Origin of the sequence: Curtobacterium sp. MCLR17_058, from assembly GCF_003234705.2 — a bacterium.
Classification (GTDB): domain Bacteria; phylum Actinomycetota; class Actinomycetes; order Actinomycetales; family Microbacteriaceae; genus Curtobacterium; species Curtobacterium flaccumfaciens.
Map to the genome: position 1 here is coordinate 735,393 of NZ_CP126262.1, position 21,375 is coordinate 756,767.

Genomic DNA, 21,375 nt, shown 5'->3' on the forward strand with positions numbered 1-21,375 from the left:
GCGCGGCGGTGCGGTTCGGGTCCGTCGACGATACGCCGGTCAGTCCAGGCAGAACTCGTTGCCCTCGACGTCCTGCATGACGATGCACGACTCGTTCACCTGGTCCGCCGTCATCCGACGGACCTGGGTGGCGCCGAGCCCGACCAGACGGGCGCTCTCGGCGTCGAGGGCCGCGAGCCGTTCGGCGCCGGTCATCCCGGTGCCGACCCGGACGTCCAGGTGCACGCGGTTCTTCACCGTCTTGCCCTCCGGGACGCGCTGGAAGAACAGGCGGGGGCCGGCGCCGGTCGGGTCGACGCACGCGAAGGCCGAGCCCTGGTGCTCCGGCGGCAGCGACCGGTCGAACGCGTCCCAGTCGGCGAACCCCGGTGGGGGCGGTGGCACCACGTACCCGAGGACCTCGCACCAGAACCGGGCGACACGCTCCGGCTCGGCGCAGTCGAACGTCACCTGGACCTGTCGCACCGTTGCCATGGCGCCGAGGATACGACGATGCACGACCGGCGTCCGCTCAGCGTCCGCCCCGTCAGCGGTGGGCGCACGGTGCGCCGGACGGGAGGCGCGGTGCCGGGCCGCCACGGGCCTCCCGTCCGTCGCGCAGCCGCGTCAGTGCTGCGTGCCGCGCAGGCGGCCGATGCCCAGCACGATGCCGACGACGACCATGCCCAGCGCGAGGCCGGCCACGGCCGAGACGGCGGTGTCGGCGATCCAGACGACGACGGCGCCTGCGGCCTCGAGCGCGTGCTCGATCACGTGCAGCAGGTCGTACGGTCCGTGCCAGACGGTCTCGGCGAGGTTCGCGATGACCAGGTGTCCGCCGACCCACAGCATCGCGACCGTGCCGATGACGCTGATGACCCGGAAGACCATCGGCATCGCGCGGACGATGCGGGCACCGATCCGACGGGTGCGGCGGACGGAGTTCTTCATCATCTGCAGGCCGATGTCGTCGACCTTCACGAGCAGTGCCACGGCGCCGTAGACGACGGCCGTCATGACCAGACCGATCACGATCAGGGCGCCGAGCGTCGGCCAGAGCCCCAGATCGGGGTCGAGGCCCGCCAGCGCGATGAGCATGATCTCGGTGCTCAGGATGAGGTCGGTGCGGATGGCGCCGAAGACGAGCTTCGGTTCGGTGACGGCCTCGTCGGACCCGCCCTCGTGGTGGACACCGAACCACTCGGTGACCTTCTCGGCGCCCTCGAAGCACAGGTACGTGCCACCGAGCAGCAGCAGCCACGGCAGCACCCCGGGTGCGAACGCCGTGAGCAGCAACGCCAGCGGGATAATGATGATGAACTTGTTGAACAGGCTGCCGAGGGCGATGCGCCCGACGACCGGGAGTTCACGAGCGGGCTCGAGGCCCTGCACGTACTGGGGCGTGACGGCGGCGTCGTCGATGACGACCCCGGCGGTCTTCGCGCTGGCCTTGAGGGCTGCGGAGAGGATGTCGTCCACCACGGCGAGCAATCCGACTGACAATGCGTTCTCCACTCGTCTGACCTGTGACCGTGCACAGCGTAGTGGCCGCGGGGCATCCTGAACGCCAGCCGCGGGGCGTCCGTAGGCTCGCGGCATGGCTGACTTCACCGCATCCCAGGCCGCCGTCGTCCGGATCGAGCGTTCCGAGCAGGGGCGCTGGGACCTCTCCGTCATCAGCGACGCCGGTGTCGCGATGGGGCACGGCGTGTACCTGTTCGACGCGGCCCACGACGACGCCGAGGACGAGCAGGCCGCGGCCCTCGACTTCGTGCGCGACTACGGGTTCCGGTTCGAGCGCGACGCCGTGCAGGCCGACGGGCCCGACGCCTTCTGGGCGCCGCTGCTGCCGTCCGACCAGCAGTAGGCGCTGCAGCGCGCGAGAGTCAGCGCGCGGAGTCCTCGAACCCGATCAGCCAGGTGACCCCGTGCGCGTCGCGGACGGTGCCGTCCCAGTCGCCCCACGGGCGCTGCTGCAGCGGGTCGATCACCATGCCGCCCTCGGCGAGCTGGTCGAACCACCGACGCAGGACGTCCGGTTCCGCAGCGCCGAGCAGTGAGAAGAGCAGCCCGGTCGCCGAGAACGGGGTGTCGCCCTCGCTCGCGTCCGCGGCGAACAGCTGCAGCTCGCCGGTGAGCTGGCCGTGCGCGACAGCGTCGGCCGGGCCGTCCGTGCGGGAGAAGTCCGCGTAGGTCGCGATCTGCACGTCGCCGCCGAACACCCGCTGCCAGTGCTCGAGGGCCTGCCTGGCGGTGCCGGCGAACTGGAAGTACGGCGCGGGTCCGGTCGTGTGCATGCCCGGCAAGGTACTCCGGAGTGCGGCGTGCGGGAACCCCGGGGCTCGTCAGTCGAGCAGCGCGAGTGCGCGCTCCAGGACGTCCTCCGGACGGCCGTCGCCGTGCAGTGCCCACCAGGTGAGTGCGGCGCTCGCGGCGGCGGCCAGCGTGTGGGCGCGCACGGCGACGGCGAGGTCGTCGGCGGTGACCCCGTCCCGCTCGGCCACGTACCGCAGGATCTCGTCGGTCAGGGCCGTGACCGTGGCGGCGCCGACGTGCTCGAGCGACGGGTTCGCGCGGATGACCCGGAGCCGGTGTCGTGTGACCTCGACCGCGTCGTCCGGGAACGTCGCACCGATCCGGTAGGCCGCCCGGAGCGCCACCGCCGAGGGCTCGTCGGCCGGCCGTGACCGCAAGGCTTCGCGGAACCGTGCGGCGAACTCTTCGAGACCGCCCCACACCAGCGCCGCCTTGTTCGGGAACAGCCGGAACAGCGATCGGCGACTCACCCCGGCCGCCGCGGCGACGTCGTTCATCGACACCGCGTCGAAGCCCTGGTCGTCGAACAGCCGGAGTGCGACGAGGGACACGGCGTCGGGGTCGATGGTGCGCGGGCGCCCCGTCGGACGGTCGTTCGTCGAGCTCATGGAGACCTTTCGGCACTGAGTGCTATAACCGGTGTGGCGCAGCGAGCGCCTCTCATCGAGGAGACGACATGACCGACACCACCACCGCCGGACGGTTCACCGGCAGGACCATCATCGTCACCGGAGCGGGTTCCGGCATCGGACGCGCCACGGCGACGCGCATCGCGAACGAGGGCGGCCGCGTCATCGCGACCGACGTCGTGGCCGAGCGACTCGACGCACTCCGCACGGAGCTCGAGGGCTTCGCCGTGGAGACCGTCGTCGGTGACGTCGCCGCGAGCGAGACCATCGACGCACTCATCGCCGCCGCCGGCGACCGGGTGGACGGGCTCGCCAACGTCGCCGGCATCATGGACGCGTTCCTGCCGCCGGACGAGGTCGACGACGCCACCTGGGAGCGTGTCTTCAGCGTCAACGTCACCGGCCCGATGCGCCTGACCCGGGCGGTGCTGCCGCTGATGATCGCCGCCGGCAAGGGCTCGGTCGTGAACGTCGCGTCCGAGGCCGCCTTGAAGGCCTCGGCCGCCGGTGCCGCCTACACCTCGTCGAAGCACGCCATCGCCGGGTACACCAAGAGCGTCGCGTTCTTCCACGGGCCGCAGGGCATCCGGGCGAACGCCGTGGCGCCGGGTGCGGTCGCCACGAACATCGAGGCACCGATGCGCAGCGAGTACGCGGCTCGCCGGGTCGGTCCGATCATGCAGACCACCATCCCGCCGGTGGCCCAGCCCGAGCAGCTCGCCGCCGCCATCACCTGGCTGCTGAGCGACGACTCGGCGAACGTCAACGGTGCGGTGCTGCCGAGCGACGGTGGCTGGTCAGTGGTCTGACGGATTTGCTCAGATACGAGTAGAAATCTACCTGGAGTGGTAGATTTCTACTCGATCTGATCGGACATCTCCATGCAGTTGCAATCTCCCCTCGCGACGGTCACCACCTCCGTGGACGGCGATGTCCTCGCGGTGTTGGCACTGGCCCCAGGGCCGTTGACTATCGCGGGCATCTGCAACCTGGTACCGGACCGGTCGTACGCCGGGGTCCGGAACAGTGCGGATCGGCTGGTCGAGCAGGGCCTCGTCGACGGGCATCGGACCGGACGGACGAAGTCCTTCACCCTGAACCGAGAGCACCTCGCCGCCGATGCGGTCACCGCCCTGGCCGACCTCCGGCGTGCCCTGCTCGAACGACTCAGATCCGGCTGTCGGTCGATCCCCCTCCGGTACGCCGCGCTCTTCGGATCCGGGGCCCGCGGTGCGATGCGCCCGGACAGCGATCTCGATCTCTGCTTCGTCGTCACTCGCGGCCGACGCCCGGACGCCGAGGACCAGATCCACGCCTTGTGCCGCGCAGCCGGTCGTTGGACCGGCAACGCCGTGCGGCCGGTCGTCTTCGACGAGGACGAGATCGAGGGCACCGATCCGCTCCTCGCGTCCGTTGCTCGGGACGGGATTCCCATCGCAGGTGACGGTCGTTGGCTGTCTCGGAAGCTCCGTACGCTGAACGGATGACCCCGCGAACCGGCACCACCGCACCGGGCGACGATTCGTTCCGGAGGGGCCGGCTCGCCAAGGCGACGGAATTCCTCGACGCCGCTGACGTCCTCCGCGCGTTGGGTGGTGACGGAGGGGTGTTCAGCGCCGGGTCACAGTTCGCGAACGCGTTCGTCACACAGTGCGTCCTCAGCGGCATCGCTGCGGCTGATGCGATCTGCGTGGCTCGGACCGGCAACTACTCGCGATCGGGAGCGCACCACGAGGCGGTGCCCGTGCTCCGCGCAGCTGCCGGGCCGGCGGTCGCGAAGCACCTCGAGGTGCTGTTGGCGGTGAAGACCAAGGCCGAGTACAACGCGAGGTCGGTCAGCGACGGTGACATCGTGCGCGCCGGCGAAGCCGCTGAGGCACTCGAGGCAGCCGCGCGGTCGGTCTGACGCGCTGGTCGAGCGGGCGACCACGACATCGTCGTACTGCGCGTGCTCCGGTTCGCCCGCGACCGCTCGCGTGACGCACTCGTGTGGCACCGACCGGCGCGGCGGCGTCAGGGCGTGACCACCTGACGGACGGGAGGCCCGTGGCGACGCCGCCACGGGCCTCCCGTCCGCCCCTCGGTCGCGTCGACGACGCGCGGTTCCTTCCCAGAGTGCGTGCGCTGGAAAGCGGAATCGGGCGTACCTGGCAGGAAGTTCCTGCCCGGTACGCCCGATTCGACCAGGTACGCCCGATTCGACCAGGTACGCCCGATTCGACCAGGTACGCCCGAAGGCCCCCGCGTCAGGAGACGAGCGCCGCCATCTCGCGCACGACGGCACGGAGCCGGTCCGCGAGCTCGTCGTTGCTCCGCACGGTCTCGCGGTGCGCCACCTCGCTGAGCGCGGACATCACCAGGGTCACCGCGGTGCGGGCGGTCTGCGCGTCCGTGCGGGTGCCGACGACACTGAGCAGGGACTGGCGTGACTCGGCCATCCACTGCATCACCATCGAGGACATCTCCGGCCGGAGCACGAGCAGCTCCTTCATGCGACGGCGGTCCTGCGAGAGCGGGACGGTGGCCGCGACCAGGGCGCACAGGTCGTCGACCAGGGCACCGTCGGCCTCGGCGAACCAGGCCGCTGAGCGCTCCGGGACCTCGACGGAGTCGAGCCCGAGCGCCGCGTGCGCCTTCGACGAGAAGTAGTTGAAGAAGGTGCGGGGGGAGACGTCGGCGTCGGCGCAGATCTGCTCGACCGTGACGCCGTCGAGCCCGTGCGCGGACACCAGCGTGAGCGCTGCGTTGTGCAGTGCCTGCCGGGTCTGCTGCTTCTTCCGTTCACGCAGCGTGCACGGCTCCGTTGCCGCAGCCGCTGCCGGGGTGGTGATCACGTGGACTCCTGCTGGGTTGGTGTGTGTGGGAGGGGCGCCCGCCCGGAAAGGGGGCACGGACGGACGCCCCGGTCGGTCACCGACGGTGCGTCGGCGTGGATCCGGTCGAACCCGAGCCGGTCGAACCCGAACCGGTCGGCACGGACCCGGTCGGCACGGACCCGGTCATCGGGCCCGTGAACGAGCCGGCCTCGGCTGCGGCGGCGCCCGCCTCGGCCTCGAGCTGCGCCTCGGCGGACATGTCGGCCTGCTCCTGCAGTGCGGACCGCTGGCGCAGCGGCGGCACCCGGAAGAACCAGGTCAGCACGAACGCGAGCAGGATGACGCCGAGACCGACCCAGTAGATCGTCACGGACGAGGCGTTGAAGCCCGCCATGAACGGCCGGGTCAGGCGGCTGTCCGCACCGGTCAGGAACGAGGTGTCGTTCGTGCTGGTGGCGCTGTCGCTCGTGGTGTTGCCGTCGTCGATCTTCTTCGCCAGCTCCGGGGTGAGCTCGTCGACCCAGTACGAGCGCTGCGAGGCATTCGACCAGTCGACGGACACGGTGTCGCCCTGCACGCTGGCGTGCGCCTGGTCGGCGACCTGCTCGAGTGCGGACTGCTCGGCGGCCGGCGTGGCCGCGGCGACCTGCTGGTCGATGACGGTCTGCGCTGCTGCGGCGGGCACGGCACCGGCGGTGACCTGCTGCTGCACGGCCGCGGTGACCTGCTCGGTGACCGCGGCGTCGGCGGCCTGCTTCGCCTTGGCCGAGGCTGCGTCGAGCTGCGACTGCACGGTCTTCGTCAGCGGGGTGACGACGGGCGTCCAGATCTTGTCCATGGCGCCCTGGTTCGCCTTCGCGCTGGCGACGGTCGGGTTGAGCGCGGCGTCGAGCGCCGGACCGAGGTCCTTCTGGTTCGCGGTCGCGGTCAGGATGTTCGCCGGCATCACCGAGAACAGGATGGACAGCAGGACGGCGGTGCCGAGCGTGCCACCGATCTGGCGGAAGAACGTGGCGGAGGACGTGGCGACGCCCATGTCACGAGCCTCGACGGAGCCCTGCGACGCCAGGGTCAGCGACTGCATGACCGAGCCGAGACCGAGACCGATGAGGAACATGCCGATCATCAGGAACCAGAGCGGCTTGTCGATCGACATGAAGGTCAGGACGACGTAGCCGGCGGAGACGAGCGCGGTGCCGATGACCGGGAAGATCCGGTACCGGCCGACGCGGGCGACGATCTGACCGCTCGTGATCGAGGCGATCATCAGACCGCCGACGAGCGGCAGGGTCGCGAAACCGGACTCGGTCGGGGTGAGCCCGACGACGATCTGCAGGTAGAGCGGGATCGTGAGCATCGCGCCGAACATCGCGAAGCCGACCAGGAACCCGATGACGGTCGCCATCGAGAACGTGCCCGAGCGGAACAGCTTGAGCGGGATGATCGCCGCGTCGCCCATCTTCGACTCGATGAGCAGCAGACCGATCAGGCCGACGACACCGACGACGTAGCAGGCGATGGCGGCGGGGGAGCCCCAGCCCCAGATGCGGCCCTGTTCGGCGACGAGCAGGAGCGGCACGAGGGTGACGATGACGGCGGTCGCGCCCCACCAGTCGACCTTCGGCTTCGCGTCGCCGGTGCCGTGCACCTTCGGCAGGTGCAGGAACACGATGACCATGAGGAGCGCCGCGACGCCGATCGGCACGTTGATCAGGAGCACCCAGCGCCAGCCCGTGATCCACAGGATCTCGGAGGAACCGGCGAGCAGACCGCCGATGAGCGGGCCGATCACGGACGAGATGCCGAACACGGCGAGGAAGTACCCCTGGTACTTGGCACGCTCACGCGGGGCGAGGATGTCGCCCATGATCGCGAGCGGCAGCGACATCAGCGCGCCGGCACCGATGCCCTGCACCGCGCGGAAGGCGGCGAGCATGAGCATCGAGGTGGACATCGACGACAGGACGGCGCCGAGGATGAAGACGACGATGCCGAAGATGTACAGCGGGCGGCGGCCGAAGATGTCGGACAGCTTGCCGTAGATCGGCGTCGCGATCGTCGAGGTGATGAGGTACGCGGTCGTCACCCAGGCCTGCTGGTCGAGCCCGTGCAGGTCGTCGCCGATCGTGCGGATCGCCGTGCCGAACACCGTCTGGCCGAGCGAGGACAGGAACATGCCCGCCATCAGGCCGTAGATCACCAGGAGGATCTGACGGTGGGTCATCAGCGGCTGCTGGCCGGCGCCTCCGGAGGCCGCGGGGGCCTCGGCGGTGTGCCGACCGTGCTGCACCGAGACGGGTGCGGTGGCGGTCATCGAACTCCTTTTTCTGGCTGTGAAACTTTGCAGACCGCGCAACGATACATCTGTTGCTTCCGGCAAGCAACTAAATGTGCCCGCTACGCTGAGCGCGTGACCGACGACCGGCGTGCCGCCGAGCGACTCCTGCGATCCCAGCTCGACCGGCTGTGGGTCCGGCAGACCCTGCGCTCCTCGCTCATCGAGTCCCGGGGCGGCCTCGACCCGACGGCCCGCGTGATCCTGCGCGCCGTCGCCGGGCACGGCCCCGTCCGGGCGACCGCGATCGCCGACGCGACGGGGCTGTCGCGCCCGGTGATCAGCCGCCGGGTCGCCTCGCTGATCGAGGCCGAACACCTGATCGGGTCGCCGGACCCCGCGGACGGCCGCGCCACGCTCGTCACGCTCGCCCCCGCCGGCCGACGGCTGCTCGACGAACTGGACGCCGCCGGTGCCGAGGTGTTCGACGACCTGACGGAGGAGTTCGCCTCGGACGAGCTGCGCTCGCTCGCCGAGATGCTGACGCGACTGAACGACCGGGCGGACGCGGTCCTGGGGATCGGCACCACGCGCTCCTGACGTGACCAACACGGCGGACGGGAGGCCCGTGGCGGCGCCGCCACGGGCCTCCCGTCCCTGCGGAGCGCGCATTCGAGATACCGTTGGTGGTATGAGCACGGACACCACCCCCACCACTGAGACCCTCGACGACGGGCCCGTGGTGACGTTCGCCGATCTCGGCCTGAGCGACGCTGTGCTCAAGGCCGTCAAGGACATCGGTTACGAGACCCCTTCCGCCATCCAGGAAGCCACCATCCCCACCCTCCTCGCCGGGCGCGACGTCGTCGGCCTGGCACAGACCGGTACCGGCAAGACCGCGGCCTTCGCGCTGCCGATCCTGTCCCGCATGGAGTCCGGCAGCAAGAAGCCCCAGGCGCTCGTGCTGTCCCCGACGCGCGAGCTCGCCCTGCAGGTGTGCGAGGCGTTCGAGCAGTTCGCGTCCCACATGAAGAACGTCCACGTCCTGCCGGTCTACGGCGGCCAGGCGTACGGCGTGCAGCTCTCCGCCCTGCGCCGCGGCGTCGACGTCATCGTCGGCACCCCCGGTCGCATCATGGACCACCTGGCGAAGGGCACGCTCGACCTGTCCGAGCTGAAGTACCTGGTGCTCGACGAGGCCGACGAGATGCTCAAGATGGGCTTCGCCGAGGACGTCGAGACGATCCTCGCCGACACTCCGGACGACAAGCAGGTCGCGCTCTTCTCGGCGACCATGCCCGCGCAGATCCGCCGCATCTCGCAGCAGTACCTGACCGACCCGGCCGAGATCACCGTCAAGACCAAGACGAAGACCGCCGCGAACATCACGCAGCGCTACCTGATGGTCTCGTACCCGCAGAAGGTCGACGCGCTCACCCGCATCCTCGAGGTCGAGGACTTCGAGGGCATGATCATCTTCGTCCGCACCAAGAGCGAGACCGAGACCCTGGCCGAGAAGCTCCGTGCCCGCGGGTACGCCGCCGCCGCGATCAGCGGTGACGTCGCCCAGGCCCAGCGTGAGCGCACGGTCAACCAGCTGAAGTCGGGCAAGCTCGACATCCTGGTCGCCACCGACGTCGCCGCCCGTGGCCTCGACGTCGACCGCATCACGCACGTCGTGAACTTCGACATCCCGGTCGACATCGAGTCCTACGTGCACCGCATCGGTCGGACCGGCCGCGCCGGTCGTTCGGGTGACTCGATCAGCTTCGTCACCCCGCGTGAGCGTCGCCTGCTGTCCGCGATCGAGCGCCACACCAAGCAGCCGCTCACGCAGATGCAGCTGCCGACCATCGACGACGTCAACGAGACGCGCCTGACCCGCTTCGACGACGCCATCACCGCGGCGCTCGAGGACCAGGGCCGGATCGCCGCCTTCCGCGACGTCATCGCGCACTACGTCGAGCACCACGACGTCCCCTCGGACGACGTCGCCGCCGCCCTGGCCGTCGTGGCGCAGGGCGACTCGCCGCTGCTCCTCACCGCAGCCGACGACGCCCTCCGCAGCCAGATGGAGCGCGACGCCCGCCGCAGCGAGCGTGACGAGCGTGGTGCCCGCGACGACCGTGGCGGCCGCAACGACCGCGGCGACCGTGGTGGCGACCGCGACCGTGGCGACCGCGGCGACCGTGGCCCGCGCCGTTCGCAGCCGATGTCGCCGTACCGCATCGAGGTCGGCCGTCGTCACCGCGTCGAGCCGCGCCAGATCGTCGGCGCCCTGGCCAACGAGGGTGGCCTGCGCCGCGACGACTTCGGTGCGATCCAGATCCGACCGGACTTCTCGATCGTCGAACTGCCGGCCGACATGGACCCCGGTGTGCTCGACCGCCTGACCGACACCCGGATCAGCGGCAAGCTCATCGAGATCCGTGCGGACCGCCGTGGGGGCGGCCGCCGCGACGACCGCGACGACCGTCCGGAGCGCAAGCCGCGCTACTGAGACGCGACCCCCTTTTTGACGGGAGGCCCGGTGCCAGCTGGCACCGGGCCTCCCGTCCGTCGTCGGTGCGGGTCCCGTGCCCGCGAGACGCCGTCGTGTCGGCTCCACGCCGCCGAGTCGGCGAGACGCCGTCGGATTCGGTGGCGTCTCGGGAACACGACGGCGTCTGCCGGTCGAGCCCTGCGGCATCTTGCGGTGCGGGGAACCGCAGATCCGACCCGCAAGCGTTCCCCTGGGGGCGGCGCGGTGCTGTGATACGTGGAGCCGTGACGCAGGGAGCCGCGGGGAAGGCAGGGGAACCATCGTGTACCGAGCACTCATCACCGCGGTCGCCGCCGCGGCGCTCGTCTTCGGAGGTGCGGTACCGGCGACGGCGCACACCTCTCCGTCGGTGCCGGGCGCACCGACCGCCGTCCGCGTCACCGGCGACGCGGACAGTGCCACGCTGACGTGGCGCGGCCCGAAGCACGGCGCGAAGGTGACGGGCTGGAAGGTCGCGGTCGCCGCCGTCGCGAACCGGCACGACCGTCAGGTCGACCGACTCCACCCGCGTGCCCGCTCCGACCGCTTCGACGAGCTCTCGCCCGCGACCACGTACCGGTTCTCGCTGCGTGCCCTCGGACACCGGGGGACCGGACGCACGATCACGCTGCGCTGGACGTCACCGTCGGTGCCCGAGCCGGAGACGACGCAGTCGCTGTTCGCGCTCGACGGCAACGGTGACGTCGTGCGGTTCGCGGACTCCGGCAGCGGTGCGGAGACCGTCGTCGCGACGGACGGCGAGGGCTTCACCGCGAACGCCGACGGTGACGTGTTCACCCCGTCGGCGGACGGCACCGAGATCCTGCGGGACCCGGCCGACGGCAGCGGGGTCTCGATCATCGCGTCCGGCCTGCACCTGACCCCGGACCTGCGTTCCGACGCCGACGGCAACCTGTACTGGGTGGACTCGGTGAGCGGTGCGGTGCAGAAGCTGTCCGTCGGCACCTCGACCCCGAAGGTCGTGCTGGACCTGGGTGGCAAGGCCGTCGGGAGCGATCAGCGTTTCTGGACGGTCACCCCGGACGGCAAGGTCGTCGTGCTCGGCGGAACGGTCAGCCAGCCGTACGTCAAGGGCACCGGCATCGCGCCCCGCACGTTCACCGGGCCCGCCGGCTCGACCGTCGGCTACCCCGCCGGTGTGCTCGCGGACTCGCAGGGCAACGTCTACGTCGACATCCGCTCGCCCGGTGCCGCCGGGTCGTGGATCTGGTACCAGCTCAAGCCCGGGGCGACCGAACTGACGAAGATCGAACCGCGGTACGCGTTCGAGTACGCCGCCGCGAACGCGGACGGCTTCTCGCTCCTGCAGTCGGCGCAGTTCTGCCCCGCCCCGTCGGAGTACCCGACCAGCCCGACCGGTTGCACGATCGACCGCGGCATCCCGGACAAGCTCGTGGTGGGCAGCGGCGGGACGTCGACCGTGCCGGTCACCGGGCTGACCGCCGGGTCGCGTGGCGAGCACCTGGGTGCCGCCTCCGCCGACGGGGACGTGTTCGTCTCCATCGACAGCGGCCCCTCGGTCGGGCTGTGGAAGGTCCCCGCCGCGGGTGGAGCTGCGCAGCAGCTCGACGCGGCGCAGTACTCGAGGCTGCTGGTGATCTGACCGGCGGTGCGAGGCGGAAGGGGGTGGGACGCAACGGCGCGTCCCACCCCCTTCCGTGTGTGGTGGCAGCGGGTGGCGGCGGTGTCGGCGGCGGTGGTTCAGGCCGCGCCGGCGGCCGTCCGGCGGCAGACCTCGTCCCACGGGGTCGGTTCGATGCCGAAGTGCGTCCGGCTCTCGCGGTCGTCGACCACGTACGGCGCGGTCCACTGGTAGGACATCTCGGCCAGCTCGCGGAGCATCGGCGACACGAGCCCGCCGACGCGGAACAGTGACGCGGGCATCCGCCGCACCGGCACCGCGGGCTTCCCCGCCGCGGCGAGCACGTCGGTGAGCGCCTGCCGCTGCGTACGCGGCGCGTTGCTCGGCACCATCCACGTGCGGCCGTGCGCGCCCTGGTCCTCGGCAGCGGCGACGAGGGTCCGAGCGACGTCGAGCACGTCCGTGAAGGTGTGCGGCAGGTCCGTGCGACCGACCATCGACACCGCCCGTCCGCGCAGCGCCGCCGGCAGCACGCGCGTGACGTGCCCGTTCGCGCCGATCCCGGGGCCGAGGTAGTCCGAGGCGCGGACCTCGACGGCCCGGACGCGGCCAGCGTCGTGCGCGGCGAGGGCATCGGCCCACAGGGTCGCCCGGAGCACCCCCTTGTGGTCGGTGGCGGCGTCCGGCAGTCCCTCGTGCATCGGCCTGTCGACCGGGCCGTACGGGTACAGGTTCCCGGTGATGGCGTAGGTCGCCCCGGTGCGTTCGACCGCCGTGAGCAGTGCTGCGGCGAGCGGGGGCCAGGTGCGCTCCCACTGCGTGTAGTCGCCGGGGTTCGCGCAGTTGTAGAGGGTGGCTGCTCCCTCGGTGGCGCGGGAGAGGGCGTCGGCATCGGAGGCGTCGAGCGCGAGGTGCTCGACACCGGCGATGCCCGTGCTGCGACCGGAGCGGGAGACGACGGTGACGCGGTCGCCCCGGACGGTCAACAGCTCCGCGACGTGCCGGCCGACGGGGCCGGCGCCGACGATGAGGTGGTGGGTCATGGTCTCCTGCTTCCTGGTTACGAGAGCACCGCTCTCGAAAACGAGCATGACGGTTCGTCGACGTGAAAGCAAGAGCAGTGCTCTCCTTTGTGTGCGCTGCTCTCCCGTGCCAGGATCGTCGGATGGCACCCACCGCCCGAGCACTCGCACGGCAGACGGTCACCGCGGACATCCTGGCCGCGGCACGCACCCGCCTGACCGACGAGGGTCCGGCCGCCCTCAGCCTGCGTGCCGTCGCTCGTGACGTCGGGATGGTCTCGTCGGCCGTGTACCGGTACTTCCCGAGCCGGGACGACCTGCTGACGGCCCTGCTCATCACCGACTACGACGAACTCGGCGCCGCGGTCGAGGCCGCCGGTGCCGCGGCCGGACCGGCTCCCGGTGCACGCTGGGTCGCGATGTGCCGGGCGATCCGCGACTGGTCGATCGCGCATCCGGGGGACTTCGCGCTGCTGTTCGGTTCGCCTGTGCCCGGCTACGCGGCGCCGCGCGAGACCGTCGTGCCCGCGTCGCGGACGGCGCTGGCGCTGGTGCGCGTGGTCGCGGACGCCGTCGGGTCCGGTGCGCCCGGTACGTCCGGTGCTCCTGGTGCGTCCGGTGCGGCGGGCTCGTCCGTCACGTCGACGCCGGGGGCGGCCGGGAGGCCCGGATCACCCACCGCGCCCACGGCGGCTCCCGGGGTGGCCGGTCCGGCCGTCGCGGACGGGGTCGCCACCCTGCGCTCGTTCGGCATCACCCTGCCCGACGAGGTCCTCGTCCGCACCCTGATGGCCTGGACGACGGTGTTCGGGACGATCTCGTTCGAGCTCTTCGGACACTTCGTCGGTTCCGTGTCCGACCCGGCCGCCTACTTCGACCAGGTCATCGTGCGCCTGGCGGATGACCTGGGGTTCACTGCCACGTTCTGACGCGCGTGCTGTCCCCAGATCGGGTGCGCAGCCTGACACAGGCCCCGCCCGTGCGGTAGACAGGTCGTCACGCCGAGGTCGTGCCCGATGACCGGAGCGGACGACCGGCACGGTGCCCTCGGGGCAGCTGCCGGCCGGAACCACACTCGGGCGTGTGCGACGCGGCCGGGGCCCGCGCTGATCAGGAGGCATGCTTGCGACGCAGCACGTGCGGCGGCACGACGGACGGGGCGACCCGGTGACCGCGCTCGACGTCAGCCGACAGGACCGCCGCCGCCTGACCACCGGCACCGCCCGCCGACGCCTGGTGACCGTGCGGACGGTGGCGCTCCTGGCGTCCCTCGCCGGGGTGAACTACATCGTCTGGCGCTGGGCGGCCTCGGTGAACTGGCACTCGTGGTGGATCGCGGTGCCGCTCATCCTCGCCGAGACCTACAGCGTCATCGACTCCCTGCTCTTCGCCCTCGGGGCCTGGCGGCTCCGGGAGCGCGGCGAACCACCGGCGAAGCCGTCGACCGACGTCACCGTCGACGTCTTCATCACGACCTACAACGAGCCGATCGACCTGGTCGAGCGCACCGCCCGGGCGGCGAAGGCGATCACCCACCCGCACACCACCTGGATCCTCGACGACGGCAACCGCCCCGAGATGCGTGCGGCGGCCGAGGCGCTCGGCATCGGCGTCATCACCCGCGGTGCCGACTGGGTGGACCGACCCCGGCACGCCAAGGCCGGCAACCTCAACAACGCCCTGCTCGCGACCCAGGGCGAGTTCCTGCTCATCCTCGACGCCGACCAGGTGCCCGACCCGGCGATCCTCGACCGCACCCTCGGCTACTTCAAGGACCCGGAGATGGCGCTCGTGCAGACGCCACAGTGGTTCGAGAACGTGCCGGACGACGACCCCCTCGGCAGCCAGGCGCCGCTGTTCTACGGTCCGATCCAGCAGTCGAAGGACGGCTGGAACGCCGCGTTCTTCTGCGGGTCCAACGCCATCCTGCGACGCGAAGCGCTCATGCAGCTCGGCATCTCACGCTACGTGGCCGAGGTCGAGGCGTCCGTGCAGCGCACCCTCGCCACCTCGCGCAAGCTCCTCGCCCGCTCCCGTGAGACCGAGACCGACCCGCGCGTGCTCGCCGCCCTCGACGACGCCGAGGCCGTGGTGGACCAGGCGCGCGAACAGGTCCGCGCCGGTGAACCCCTCGGTGACGTGACGTACGGGTTCCAGCGGGGGATCGACGCCATCGCCTTCCGGTTCGCCGCCGCCGACCTCGAGTCCGTGCGGAACGACCTGCAGGAGCTCGCGGCGATGTCGACCGACGCCAACACCTTCGCCGGTCTCGACGACGCCGCGCTCGACGTGCTCGGCCGGCGCGAGGCTTCACCGGTCGCTGCCATCGAGTCCATCGCGGTGCTCGCCCGTGCCCTCGACGTCAACCGCGACGACGAGGCGCAGCCGATCATGCCGCTGGCGACGATCTCGGTGACCGAGGACATGGCCACGGCGATGCGTCTGCACGGCCTCGGCTGGAAGTCGGCGTACCACGACGAGATCCTGGCGAAGGGCCTGGCCCCCGAGGACCTGCCGACGATGCTCGTGCAGCGACTCCGCTGGGCGCAGGGCACCATGCAGGTGTTCTTCCGCGAGAACCCCCTGGTGCAGAAGGGGCTGTCGTGGGGGCAGCGGCTCATGTACTTCTCGACGATGTGGAGCTACCTGTCGGGGTTCGCCGCGATCGTCTACATCGCCGCCCCGGTGCTCTGCCTGTCGTTCGGGGTCATCCCGGTGCAGGCCTACAGCGTCGACTTCTTCGCCCGGCTCATCCCGTTCCTGGTGTGCAACCAGCTGCTCTTCTGGGTGGTGGCCGCCGGCAGACCGACCTGGCGCGGGCAGCAGTACTCGCTCGCACTCTTCCCGGTCTGGATCGAGTCGGTGACCAGCGCCTTCCAGAACGTCTACCGGGGCAAGCCGCTCGGGTTCCGCGTCACCCCCAAGGTGCGCGACGAGACCGAGCAAAAGCCGCGGTGGGACCTCGTCAAGCCGCAGCTGTACGCGATGGGTGCCCTGGTCGCCGCCCTGGTCATGATCGGCATCCGCTACCTGACCGGCCAGGCCGAAGGGATCGCGCCGCTCGTGAACACCGCGTGGGTCGTCTTCGACCTGTTCATCTTCAGCATCGTGATCCGGGCCGTCCGGTACCGGGGTCCGGCCACCCCAGCCCAGTCCGAACACGAGTCGAGCACCGCCGGAGGACCCCTGTGAGCACCGAGACCACGTTCGAGGTCGCCGCGACGCCCGACTCCCTCGACGAGGTGCAGGACCGCTTCGCCGCGTGGTGGGACGGCCTGGGCATCGACGACGTGCGGCTCCGGTTCGCACTCGAGACCGCGTTGGCCGAGGTCGCCGCGAACATCGTCGAGCACACCGTCCGTGCCGACCGGGGGACCGGGCGCCGGTACTCCGTGCGCCTCGAGGCCACCGACCAGGCCCTGACCGCGGTGCTGACCGACAACGGGATGCCCGTCGACATCGACCTGAGCGCCGTGACGATGGCGGACGTCGAGCAGGAGAGCGGCCGCGGGTTGGCGCTCGCCATTGCCGCCCTCGACCGCCTCGAGCACCGGCACGAGCCCGGCCACAACGTCTGGACGCTTGCGTGCGACCGGTGAAGCAGCCGGTGGTCCGCGCGGTCGCCCTCCTCGTCACGATCGCCACGCTCCTGCTCGGTGGTGCGCTGCCGGCGTCGGCTGCGTCCGTGCACCCGGCGGCCGCCGTACAGCCGGCCGAGGGGTCGACGTGGTTCGGCCCCGACCTCGACTGGGCCAGCGATTCGCCCGAAGGGTACGAGGGACGGCTCGGCGCGACGCCGTCGATGTACGGGGTCTCCGTCGACTACCCGCTCGACCGCACGGCGAAGCAGGAGCTCCTCCGCTCGGCGCGTGCGGCGGCGACCCAGGGCGCGGTGCTCGTCGTGAGCCTCGAACCCGACCGCGAACTGCGGTCGCTCGACACCGCGGACACCCGTGCCGTCAACACCGTGTTCGAGGACCTGCACGACCAGTACGACACCCAGGTACTCGTCCGGTTCGCACCGCAGATGAACGGCACGTGGGTCCGCTGGGGCCAGCAGCCGACGGAGTTCGTCCGGGCGTTCCGGGCGCTCGGGACGACCGTGCACGCGGGCACGTCGGACGCGCTCATGGTCTGGTCGCCGGGGTACGGTGCCGGCTACCCGTTCGGCGAGTCCGCCGGGCGGCTGCGGAACCTGTCCCCGGTCGACGTCGCGAAGGCTGACACGAACGGCGACGGACAGCTCACCGGTGCCGACGACCCGTACGGGCCGTACTGGCCGGGCGCCGAGGCCGTCGACTGGGTCGGGCTCTCGATGTTCTCGTACGGCAAGGGCGACCCGACCGAAGCCGCAGGTCGCGCCGTGCCGCTCACCCGCAGCGGTGAGGTCGAGTCGCGGTTCGACGAGGACTGGGGTTACGACCAGCCGCAGTCGGGCACGTTCTACGACCGGTTCGCGGCGGCCGACGACCGTCCGATGCTGCTCGACACCGGTGCCCTGTACAACCGTGAGCTGCAGGGCGACACCGAGCTCCAGGTCAAGCGGAGCTGGTGGCGGCAGGTGCTCGCGGCCGTGCAGGAGCGCCCGCTGATCCGGGGCATGACCGTGCTCGAGGCGGAGCGACGCGAGCCCGAGGCCGGCAACCGCGTGGCCGACTGGCGGCTCACCGCGGACCCGGACGTCGCGGAGGCCTTCCGCGCCGATCTCGAGCGGTCCGGTGACTTCGCCTTCGGCCCGGTCACCGACCGCGTGACCGTGCAGCAGGGCAACGCCGCGATCTCCCAGGAGTACGAGACCGGCGGCGACCAGATGGCGTGGATCGTCTGGCTGGCCGCCGGCCTGGCGATCGTGTTCCTGCTGAGCGGGGTGTTCGGACGGCTCCTGCCGAGCTGGCGCTACCCCGACGACGGCAAGCCCGGCCGTGACCTGCGCCTCGACCTGTTCCGCGGGTTCATCATCCTCGCCGTGGTGATCACCCACATCGAGATCGGCGGGCCGTACTCGTACCTCACGCTGCACGCCGTCGGGGCGATCACCGGCGCCGAGATGTTCGTGTTCCTGTCCGGCATGGTCCTCGGCATGACGTACCCGTTCGCCGTGAAGAAGTTCGGCGAGTGGGCGGCCGCGATCGGGGCGTGGAAGCGCGCGCGCAAGCAGTACATCGTCACGCTCGTGGTGATCCTGGTGGTCTTCGCGCTGAGCTTCGTCCCGTTCCTGAACACCGACGCCATCACGACGTTCACCGACCGCGGCACGGGCACCGGCGGCGTCGAGGCCGAGGGCCGGGTCTACGACCTGTACCCGAACGCGATGCAGCTGCTCGCCTACCCGCCGCCCTGGTACGCGATCCGGCAGTTCCTGCTGCTCGAGATGGGGCCGTGGCCGTTCAACATCATGGGCCTGTTCGTGGTGCTGAGCCTGTTCATCCCGGCGTTGATCTGGGTGATCCGCCGCGGGTTCTGGTGGGTGGTCCTCGCCGCCAGCTGGGCGCTGTACGTGTTCCAGGCGCTCAACCCCGACTTCCGTCCGCTGAACTCGCAGTTCGAGGCGGTGTTCCCCCTGTTCACCTGGCAGGTGGTGTTCACCCACGGGCTCGTGCTCGGGTACTACCGGCGGCAGATCGTCGGCGCGCTCACCGGGCGTCTCGGCAAGGTCCTGGTCGGCATCGCCGTCGGCGGGTACGCGGCGTTCCTGGTCTACGTGTGGGCCGGCGACCACTTCGGGTTCACCCCGGTGCCGTTCCCGGCGACGATGTACGAGTCCCTGTACAACACGGCGTACCAGCGGGTGGACCTGCAGTGGGGCCGCCTGGTGGACATCGCGTTCTTCGCGGTCGTGTCCTACGCGATCCTCACGGTGTTCTGGAAGCCCATCGCCGCGGCCATCGGCTGGCTCTGGATCCCGCTCGGGCAGGCGAGCCTGTACGTGTTCGTCTGGCAGGTGTTCTTCGCCCTGGCGATCGCGTCGATCCCCGGTGTGCCGTGGGGCGACTTCTGGATCGGGTTCGTGGTGCACACGGCGCTGATCCTGCTGGCCTGGTACATGGTCCGCAAGAAGTTCCTGTTCTCGGTCATCCCGCGCTGACCGCGTGCACGGATGGTGAGCAGGAATGGTCGGGTCCGACGTGCGGACCCGACCATTCCTGCTCACGAAGCGAGGGCGGACGGACGGGAGGCCCGTGGCGGTGTCGCCACGGGCCTCCCGTCCGTCCTGCGGTCGCGTCTCAGGACGCGGGCAGGCGCTCGCGCAGGGCGCCGCGGACCGACTCCCACCCGGCCAGGCGGTCGCGGATCGCGTCGTCCTGCTCGGCGGCCAGGGCGTCCCGGTGCGCCTGTTCGAGCACCTCGTCGATGACGACCCGGCGCCCGCTGCGCGCCGACGTGATGGCCGCGTCGACCATGGTCAGGCTCATCACGTTGCCGTGCACCTCGCCGTCCGGCACCTCGCCGGAGCGGACCGCCCGGACGAAGGACGCCAGCGACCCGGCGATCTCGTGCCCGACCGACGGCGCAGCGGCAGGGGAGCCGGGGGTGCCGTCGAGGTCGCTCGACGGGTCGTGGTCGCCGTCCCAGAGCGCCGTGCCGGCCGCTCCGGAGGCACGCCAGTCGCCGTTCCACGAGGTCTCGGCACCCGGCGCGCACCACGAGCCGTCGTAGACGTAGCGGACGTCGTCCTCGAACGTGAAGACGGCTGCGGCGGCCGCGTCGCCCCGGTACCAGGACCACGACGGGTTCCACGACTCGCAGTACACCGACACCGGGTCGCGTTCGAGCACGTACCGGGCGGAGTCGAAGGCGTGGATGGCCATGTCGAGCAGCAGGACGTCGTCCATCTCCTCGCGGAACCCACCGAAGTGCGGCGCCTTCGCGAACCGGGTGCTCAGCCCGCCCACGGCACCGAGGTCGCGGACGTGCTGCCGGAACGCGACGAGCTGGTCGTTGTAGCGGCGGGACTGCGACACCATGAACAGCTTGCCGGTGGCCTCGGCGGCGGCGGCGAGCGAGAGCGCCTCGGCGACGGTCTGCGCGGCCGGTTTCTCGCCGAGCACGGGGAGCCCGGCACGGAGTGCCTGCAGTGTGACCGGGTGGTGCGCGACCGGCACGGTGATGTCGAGGACGGCCTCGGCACCGGTCTCGGCGGCCAGCACGGTCAGGTCCGTGCCGACCGGGATCGACGGGTCACCGGCGTGCTCCGCCCCGGCGCGGGCGGCGTCGAGGTCGAGGTCGACGATGCCGACCAGCTCGACCTCGGGGTCGGCGGCGACGGTGGCGAGCCAGGCCCGTCCCATCCCGCCGGCGCCGACCTGCAGGACGCGGAGCGGGCTCACGCCTGCGCCCCGTCGCGCTCGGCCACGGGCTCGGCGGTCTCGGGCTCGGTCGCCGGCTCGCTGGCTGCCGGCTCGGCGGTCTCGGGCTCGGCGTCGTCGAACGGGCCGCGGTAGTGCTGCCCGTCGAAGTACTCGCCCAGGTCGTAGCGGCGGAGCGTCGGGATCTCCCGTTCCCGCTCGGGCCGGGCCCACTCGGCGCCGTTCGCGATCACGCGGCGGACGTCCGGGTGGTGGTAGACGGGGAAGTCCTGGTCACCGGGGGAGAAGTAGAAGATCTTCCCGAGGCCGCGGCGGTAGGTCATGCCGCTCCGGAACACCTCGCCGCCCGTGAAGCCCGAGATGAACACGAGCTCGTCGGGCGTCGGGACGTCGAAGTACTCGCCGTACATCTCCTGCTCGGGGATGACGATCGGGTTCGGCACCCCGCGGGTGATCGGGTGCTGCGGGTTGACGGTCCAGACGAGCTCCTGGTCGTGCTCGCTGCGCCAGCGGAGGGTGCAGGTGGTGCCCATCAGCTTGCCGAAGATCTTCGACCAGTGGCCGGAGTGCAGGACGAGCAGCCCCATGCCGGAGAGCACGTGCTTGTGCACGCGGTCGACCACGGCGTCGTCGACGTCCTGGTGTGCGGCGTGCCCCCACCAGGTGAGGACGTCGGTGTTCGCGAGGACCTCGTCGGTGAGGCCGTGCTCGGGCTCCTGCATGGTGGCGGTCCGGACGACGGCCTCGGGCAGGTGCTCGCGGATGCCGTCCGCGATCGCGCCGTGCATGCCGTCGGGGTACCGCTCGGCGACGTGCTGCTCGACCTGTTCGTGGACGTTCTCGCCCCAGACGGTGATGCGGAGCGGGGTGCTGGTCATGGTGTGCCTTTCGGGGGATGCGTGGCGGC

Annotated in this window: 20 protein-coding genes; 11 read left to right on the forward strand and 9 right to left on the reverse strand. The window is 71.1% G+C overall.

Going from position 1 to position 21,375, the window contains the following annotated elements; all coding sequences use genetic code 11:
- Positions 1-39: 39 nt before the first annotated feature.
- The gene (locus DEJ11_RS03605) at positions 40-474 is read right to left on the reverse strand and encodes a VOC family protein (protein WP_027464428.1); all 435 of its coding nucleotides are present in this window, start codon (positions 472-474) and stop codon (positions 40-42) included.
- A gap of 132 nt (positions 475-606) precedes the next feature.
- Positions 607-1,482, reverse strand: a complete 876-nt coding sequence (locus DEJ11_RS03610) for a DUF808 domain-containing protein (RefSeq protein WP_111104251.1) — start codon at positions 1,480-1,482, stop codon at positions 607-609.
- Between the two features lie 94 nt (positions 1,483-1,576).
- Here DEJ11_RS03610 and DEJ11_RS03615 point away from each other — a divergent pair, with 94 nt between their 5' ends.
- Positions 1,577-1,846 carry a hypothetical protein gene (locus tag DEJ11_RS03615; RefSeq protein WP_111104181.1) on the forward strand — a complete coding sequence of 90 codons (270 nt, stop codon included), beginning with the start codon at positions 1,577-1,579 and terminating at the stop codon, positions 1,844-1,846.
- 19 nt (positions 1,847-1,865) lie between these two features.
- Here the strand turns inward: DEJ11_RS03615 and DEJ11_RS03620 are convergent, their stop codons facing one another.
- Both DEJ11_RS03620 and DEJ11_RS03625 read right to left on the reverse strand, forming a co-directional pair.
- Positions 1,866-2,276 carry a VOC family protein gene (locus tag DEJ11_RS03620; RefSeq protein ID WP_111104183.1) on the reverse strand — a complete coding sequence of 137 codons (411 nt, stop codon included), beginning with the start codon at positions 2,274-2,276 and terminating at the stop codon, positions 1,866-1,868.
- 48 nt (positions 2,277-2,324) lie between these two features.
- Complete coding sequence (locus DEJ11_RS03625; protein WP_111104184.1) at positions 2,325-2,903, reverse strand: TetR family transcriptional regulator; 579 nt, start codon at positions 2,901-2,903, stop codon at positions 2,325-2,327.
- A 68-nt stretch (positions 2,904-2,971) separates the two neighbouring features.
- Between DEJ11_RS03625 and DEJ11_RS03630 the strand changes: the two genes are divergently transcribed.
- The 3 genes from DEJ11_RS03630 (at position 2,972) to DEJ11_RS03640 (ending at position 4,830) form a co-directional block, all read left to right on the forward strand.
- Positions 2,972-3,733, forward strand: coding sequence for an SDR family NAD(P)-dependent oxidoreductase (locus DEJ11_RS03630; protein ID WP_111029641.1), 762 nt, complete (start codon positions 2,972-2,974; stop codon positions 3,731-3,733).
- A gap of 72 nt (positions 3,734-3,805) precedes the next feature.
- Positions 3,806-4,411 carry a nucleotidyltransferase domain-containing protein gene (locus tag DEJ11_RS03635; protein ID WP_111104185.1) on the forward strand — a complete coding sequence of 202 codons (606 nt, stop codon included), beginning with the start codon at positions 3,806-3,808 and terminating at the stop codon, positions 4,409-4,411.
- The gene (locus DEJ11_RS03640) at positions 4,408-4,830 is read left to right on the forward strand and encodes a hypothetical protein (RefSeq protein WP_111104186.1); all 423 of its coding nucleotides are present in this window, start codon (positions 4,408-4,410) and stop codon (positions 4,828-4,830) included. The genes DEJ11_RS03635 and DEJ11_RS03640 overlap by 4 nt, the downstream gene beginning before the upstream one ends.
- A 340-nt stretch (positions 4,831-5,170) precedes the next feature.
- Here DEJ11_RS03640 and DEJ11_RS03645 read toward each other — a convergent pair whose 3' ends face one another.
- On the reverse strand, positions 5,171-5,758 hold the full coding sequence (locus tag DEJ11_RS03645) for a TetR/AcrR family transcriptional regulator (protein WP_111104187.1): 588 nt from the start codon (positions 5,756-5,758) through the stop codon (positions 5,171-5,173).
- Between the two features lie 76 nt (positions 5,759-5,834).
- Entirely contained in the window at positions 5,835-8,054 is a 2,220-nt protein-coding gene (locus tag DEJ11_RS03650; protein ID WP_258375474.1) for an MDR family MFS transporter, read from the reverse strand.
- A 96-nt stretch (positions 8,055-8,150) separates the two neighbouring features.
- On the opposite strand from DEJ11_RS03650, the gene DEJ11_RS03655 reads away from it, so the two are divergent.
- From DEJ11_RS03655 to DEJ11_RS03665, 3 genes are all read left to right on the forward strand, one after another.
- Entirely contained in the window at positions 8,151-8,615 is a 465-nt protein-coding gene (locus DEJ11_RS03655) for a MarR family winged helix-turn-helix transcriptional regulator (RefSeq protein ID WP_163343313.1), read from the forward strand.
- 91 nt (positions 8,616-8,706) lie between these two features.
- Entirely contained in the window at positions 8,707-10,515 is a 1,809-nt protein-coding gene (locus DEJ11_RS03660) for a DEAD/DEAH box helicase (protein WP_071245939.1), read from the forward strand.
- A 304-nt stretch (positions 10,516-10,819) separates the two neighbouring features.
- Positions 10,820-12,160, forward strand: a complete 1,341-nt coding sequence (locus DEJ11_RS03665; protein ID WP_181440869.1) for a fibronectin type III domain-containing protein — start codon at positions 10,820-10,822, stop codon at positions 12,158-12,160.
- A 98-nt stretch (positions 12,161-12,258) separates the two neighbouring features.
- Here DEJ11_RS03665 and DEJ11_RS03670 read toward each other — a convergent pair whose 3' ends face one another.
- Positions 12,259-13,182 carry an NAD-dependent epimerase/dehydratase family protein gene (locus DEJ11_RS03670; protein ID WP_258375475.1) on the reverse strand — a complete coding sequence of 308 codons (924 nt, stop codon included), beginning with the start codon at positions 13,180-13,182 and terminating at the stop codon, positions 12,259-12,261.
- Between the two features lie 122 nt (positions 13,183-13,304).
- Between DEJ11_RS03670 and DEJ11_RS03675 the strand changes: the two genes are divergently transcribed.
- The 4 genes from DEJ11_RS03675 (at position 13,305) to opgC (ending at position 19,246) form a co-directional block, all read left to right on the forward strand.
- Complete coding sequence (locus tag DEJ11_RS03675) at positions 13,305-14,090, forward strand: TetR/AcrR family transcriptional regulator (RefSeq protein WP_111104191.1); 786 nt, start codon at positions 13,305-13,307, stop codon at positions 14,088-14,090.
- A 190-nt stretch (positions 14,091-14,280) separates the two neighbouring features.
- Complete coding sequence (locus DEJ11_RS03680) at positions 14,281-16,353, forward strand: glycosyltransferase (RefSeq protein ID WP_258375477.1); 2,073 nt, start codon at positions 14,281-14,283, stop codon at positions 16,351-16,353.
- Positions 16,350-16,760 carry an ATP-binding protein gene (locus tag DEJ11_RS03685; protein WP_111047424.1) on the forward strand — a complete coding sequence of 137 codons (411 nt, stop codon included), beginning with the start codon at positions 16,350-16,352 and terminating at the stop codon, positions 16,758-16,760. Before DEJ11_RS03680 ends, DEJ11_RS03685 begins: the two co-directional genes overlap by 4 nt.
- Positions 16,757-19,246 carry an OpgC domain-containing protein gene (gene opgC / locus DEJ11_RS03690; RefSeq protein WP_146250078.1) on the forward strand — a complete coding sequence of 830 codons (2,490 nt, stop codon included), beginning with the start codon at positions 16,757-16,759 and terminating at the stop codon, positions 19,244-19,246. The genes DEJ11_RS03685 and opgC overlap by 4 nt, the downstream gene beginning before the upstream one ends.
- Before the next feature lie 139 nt (positions 19,247-19,385).
- Here opgC and DEJ11_RS03695 read toward each other — a convergent pair whose 3' ends face one another.
- Together DEJ11_RS03695 and DEJ11_RS03700 are read right to left on the reverse strand one after the other, a co-directional pair.
- The gene (locus DEJ11_RS03695; RefSeq protein ID WP_071405201.1) at positions 19,386-20,489 is read right to left on the reverse strand and encodes a Gfo/Idh/MocA family protein; all 1,104 of its coding nucleotides are present in this window, start codon (positions 20,487-20,489) and stop codon (positions 19,386-19,388) included.
- Positions 20,486-21,346, reverse strand: coding sequence for a ThuA domain-containing protein (locus DEJ11_RS03700; protein ID WP_111104194.1), 861 nt, complete (start codon positions 21,344-21,346; stop codon positions 20,486-20,488). Before DEJ11_RS03700 ends, DEJ11_RS03695 begins: the two co-directional genes overlap by 4 nt.
- Positions 21,347-21,375: the final 29 nt, after the last annotated feature.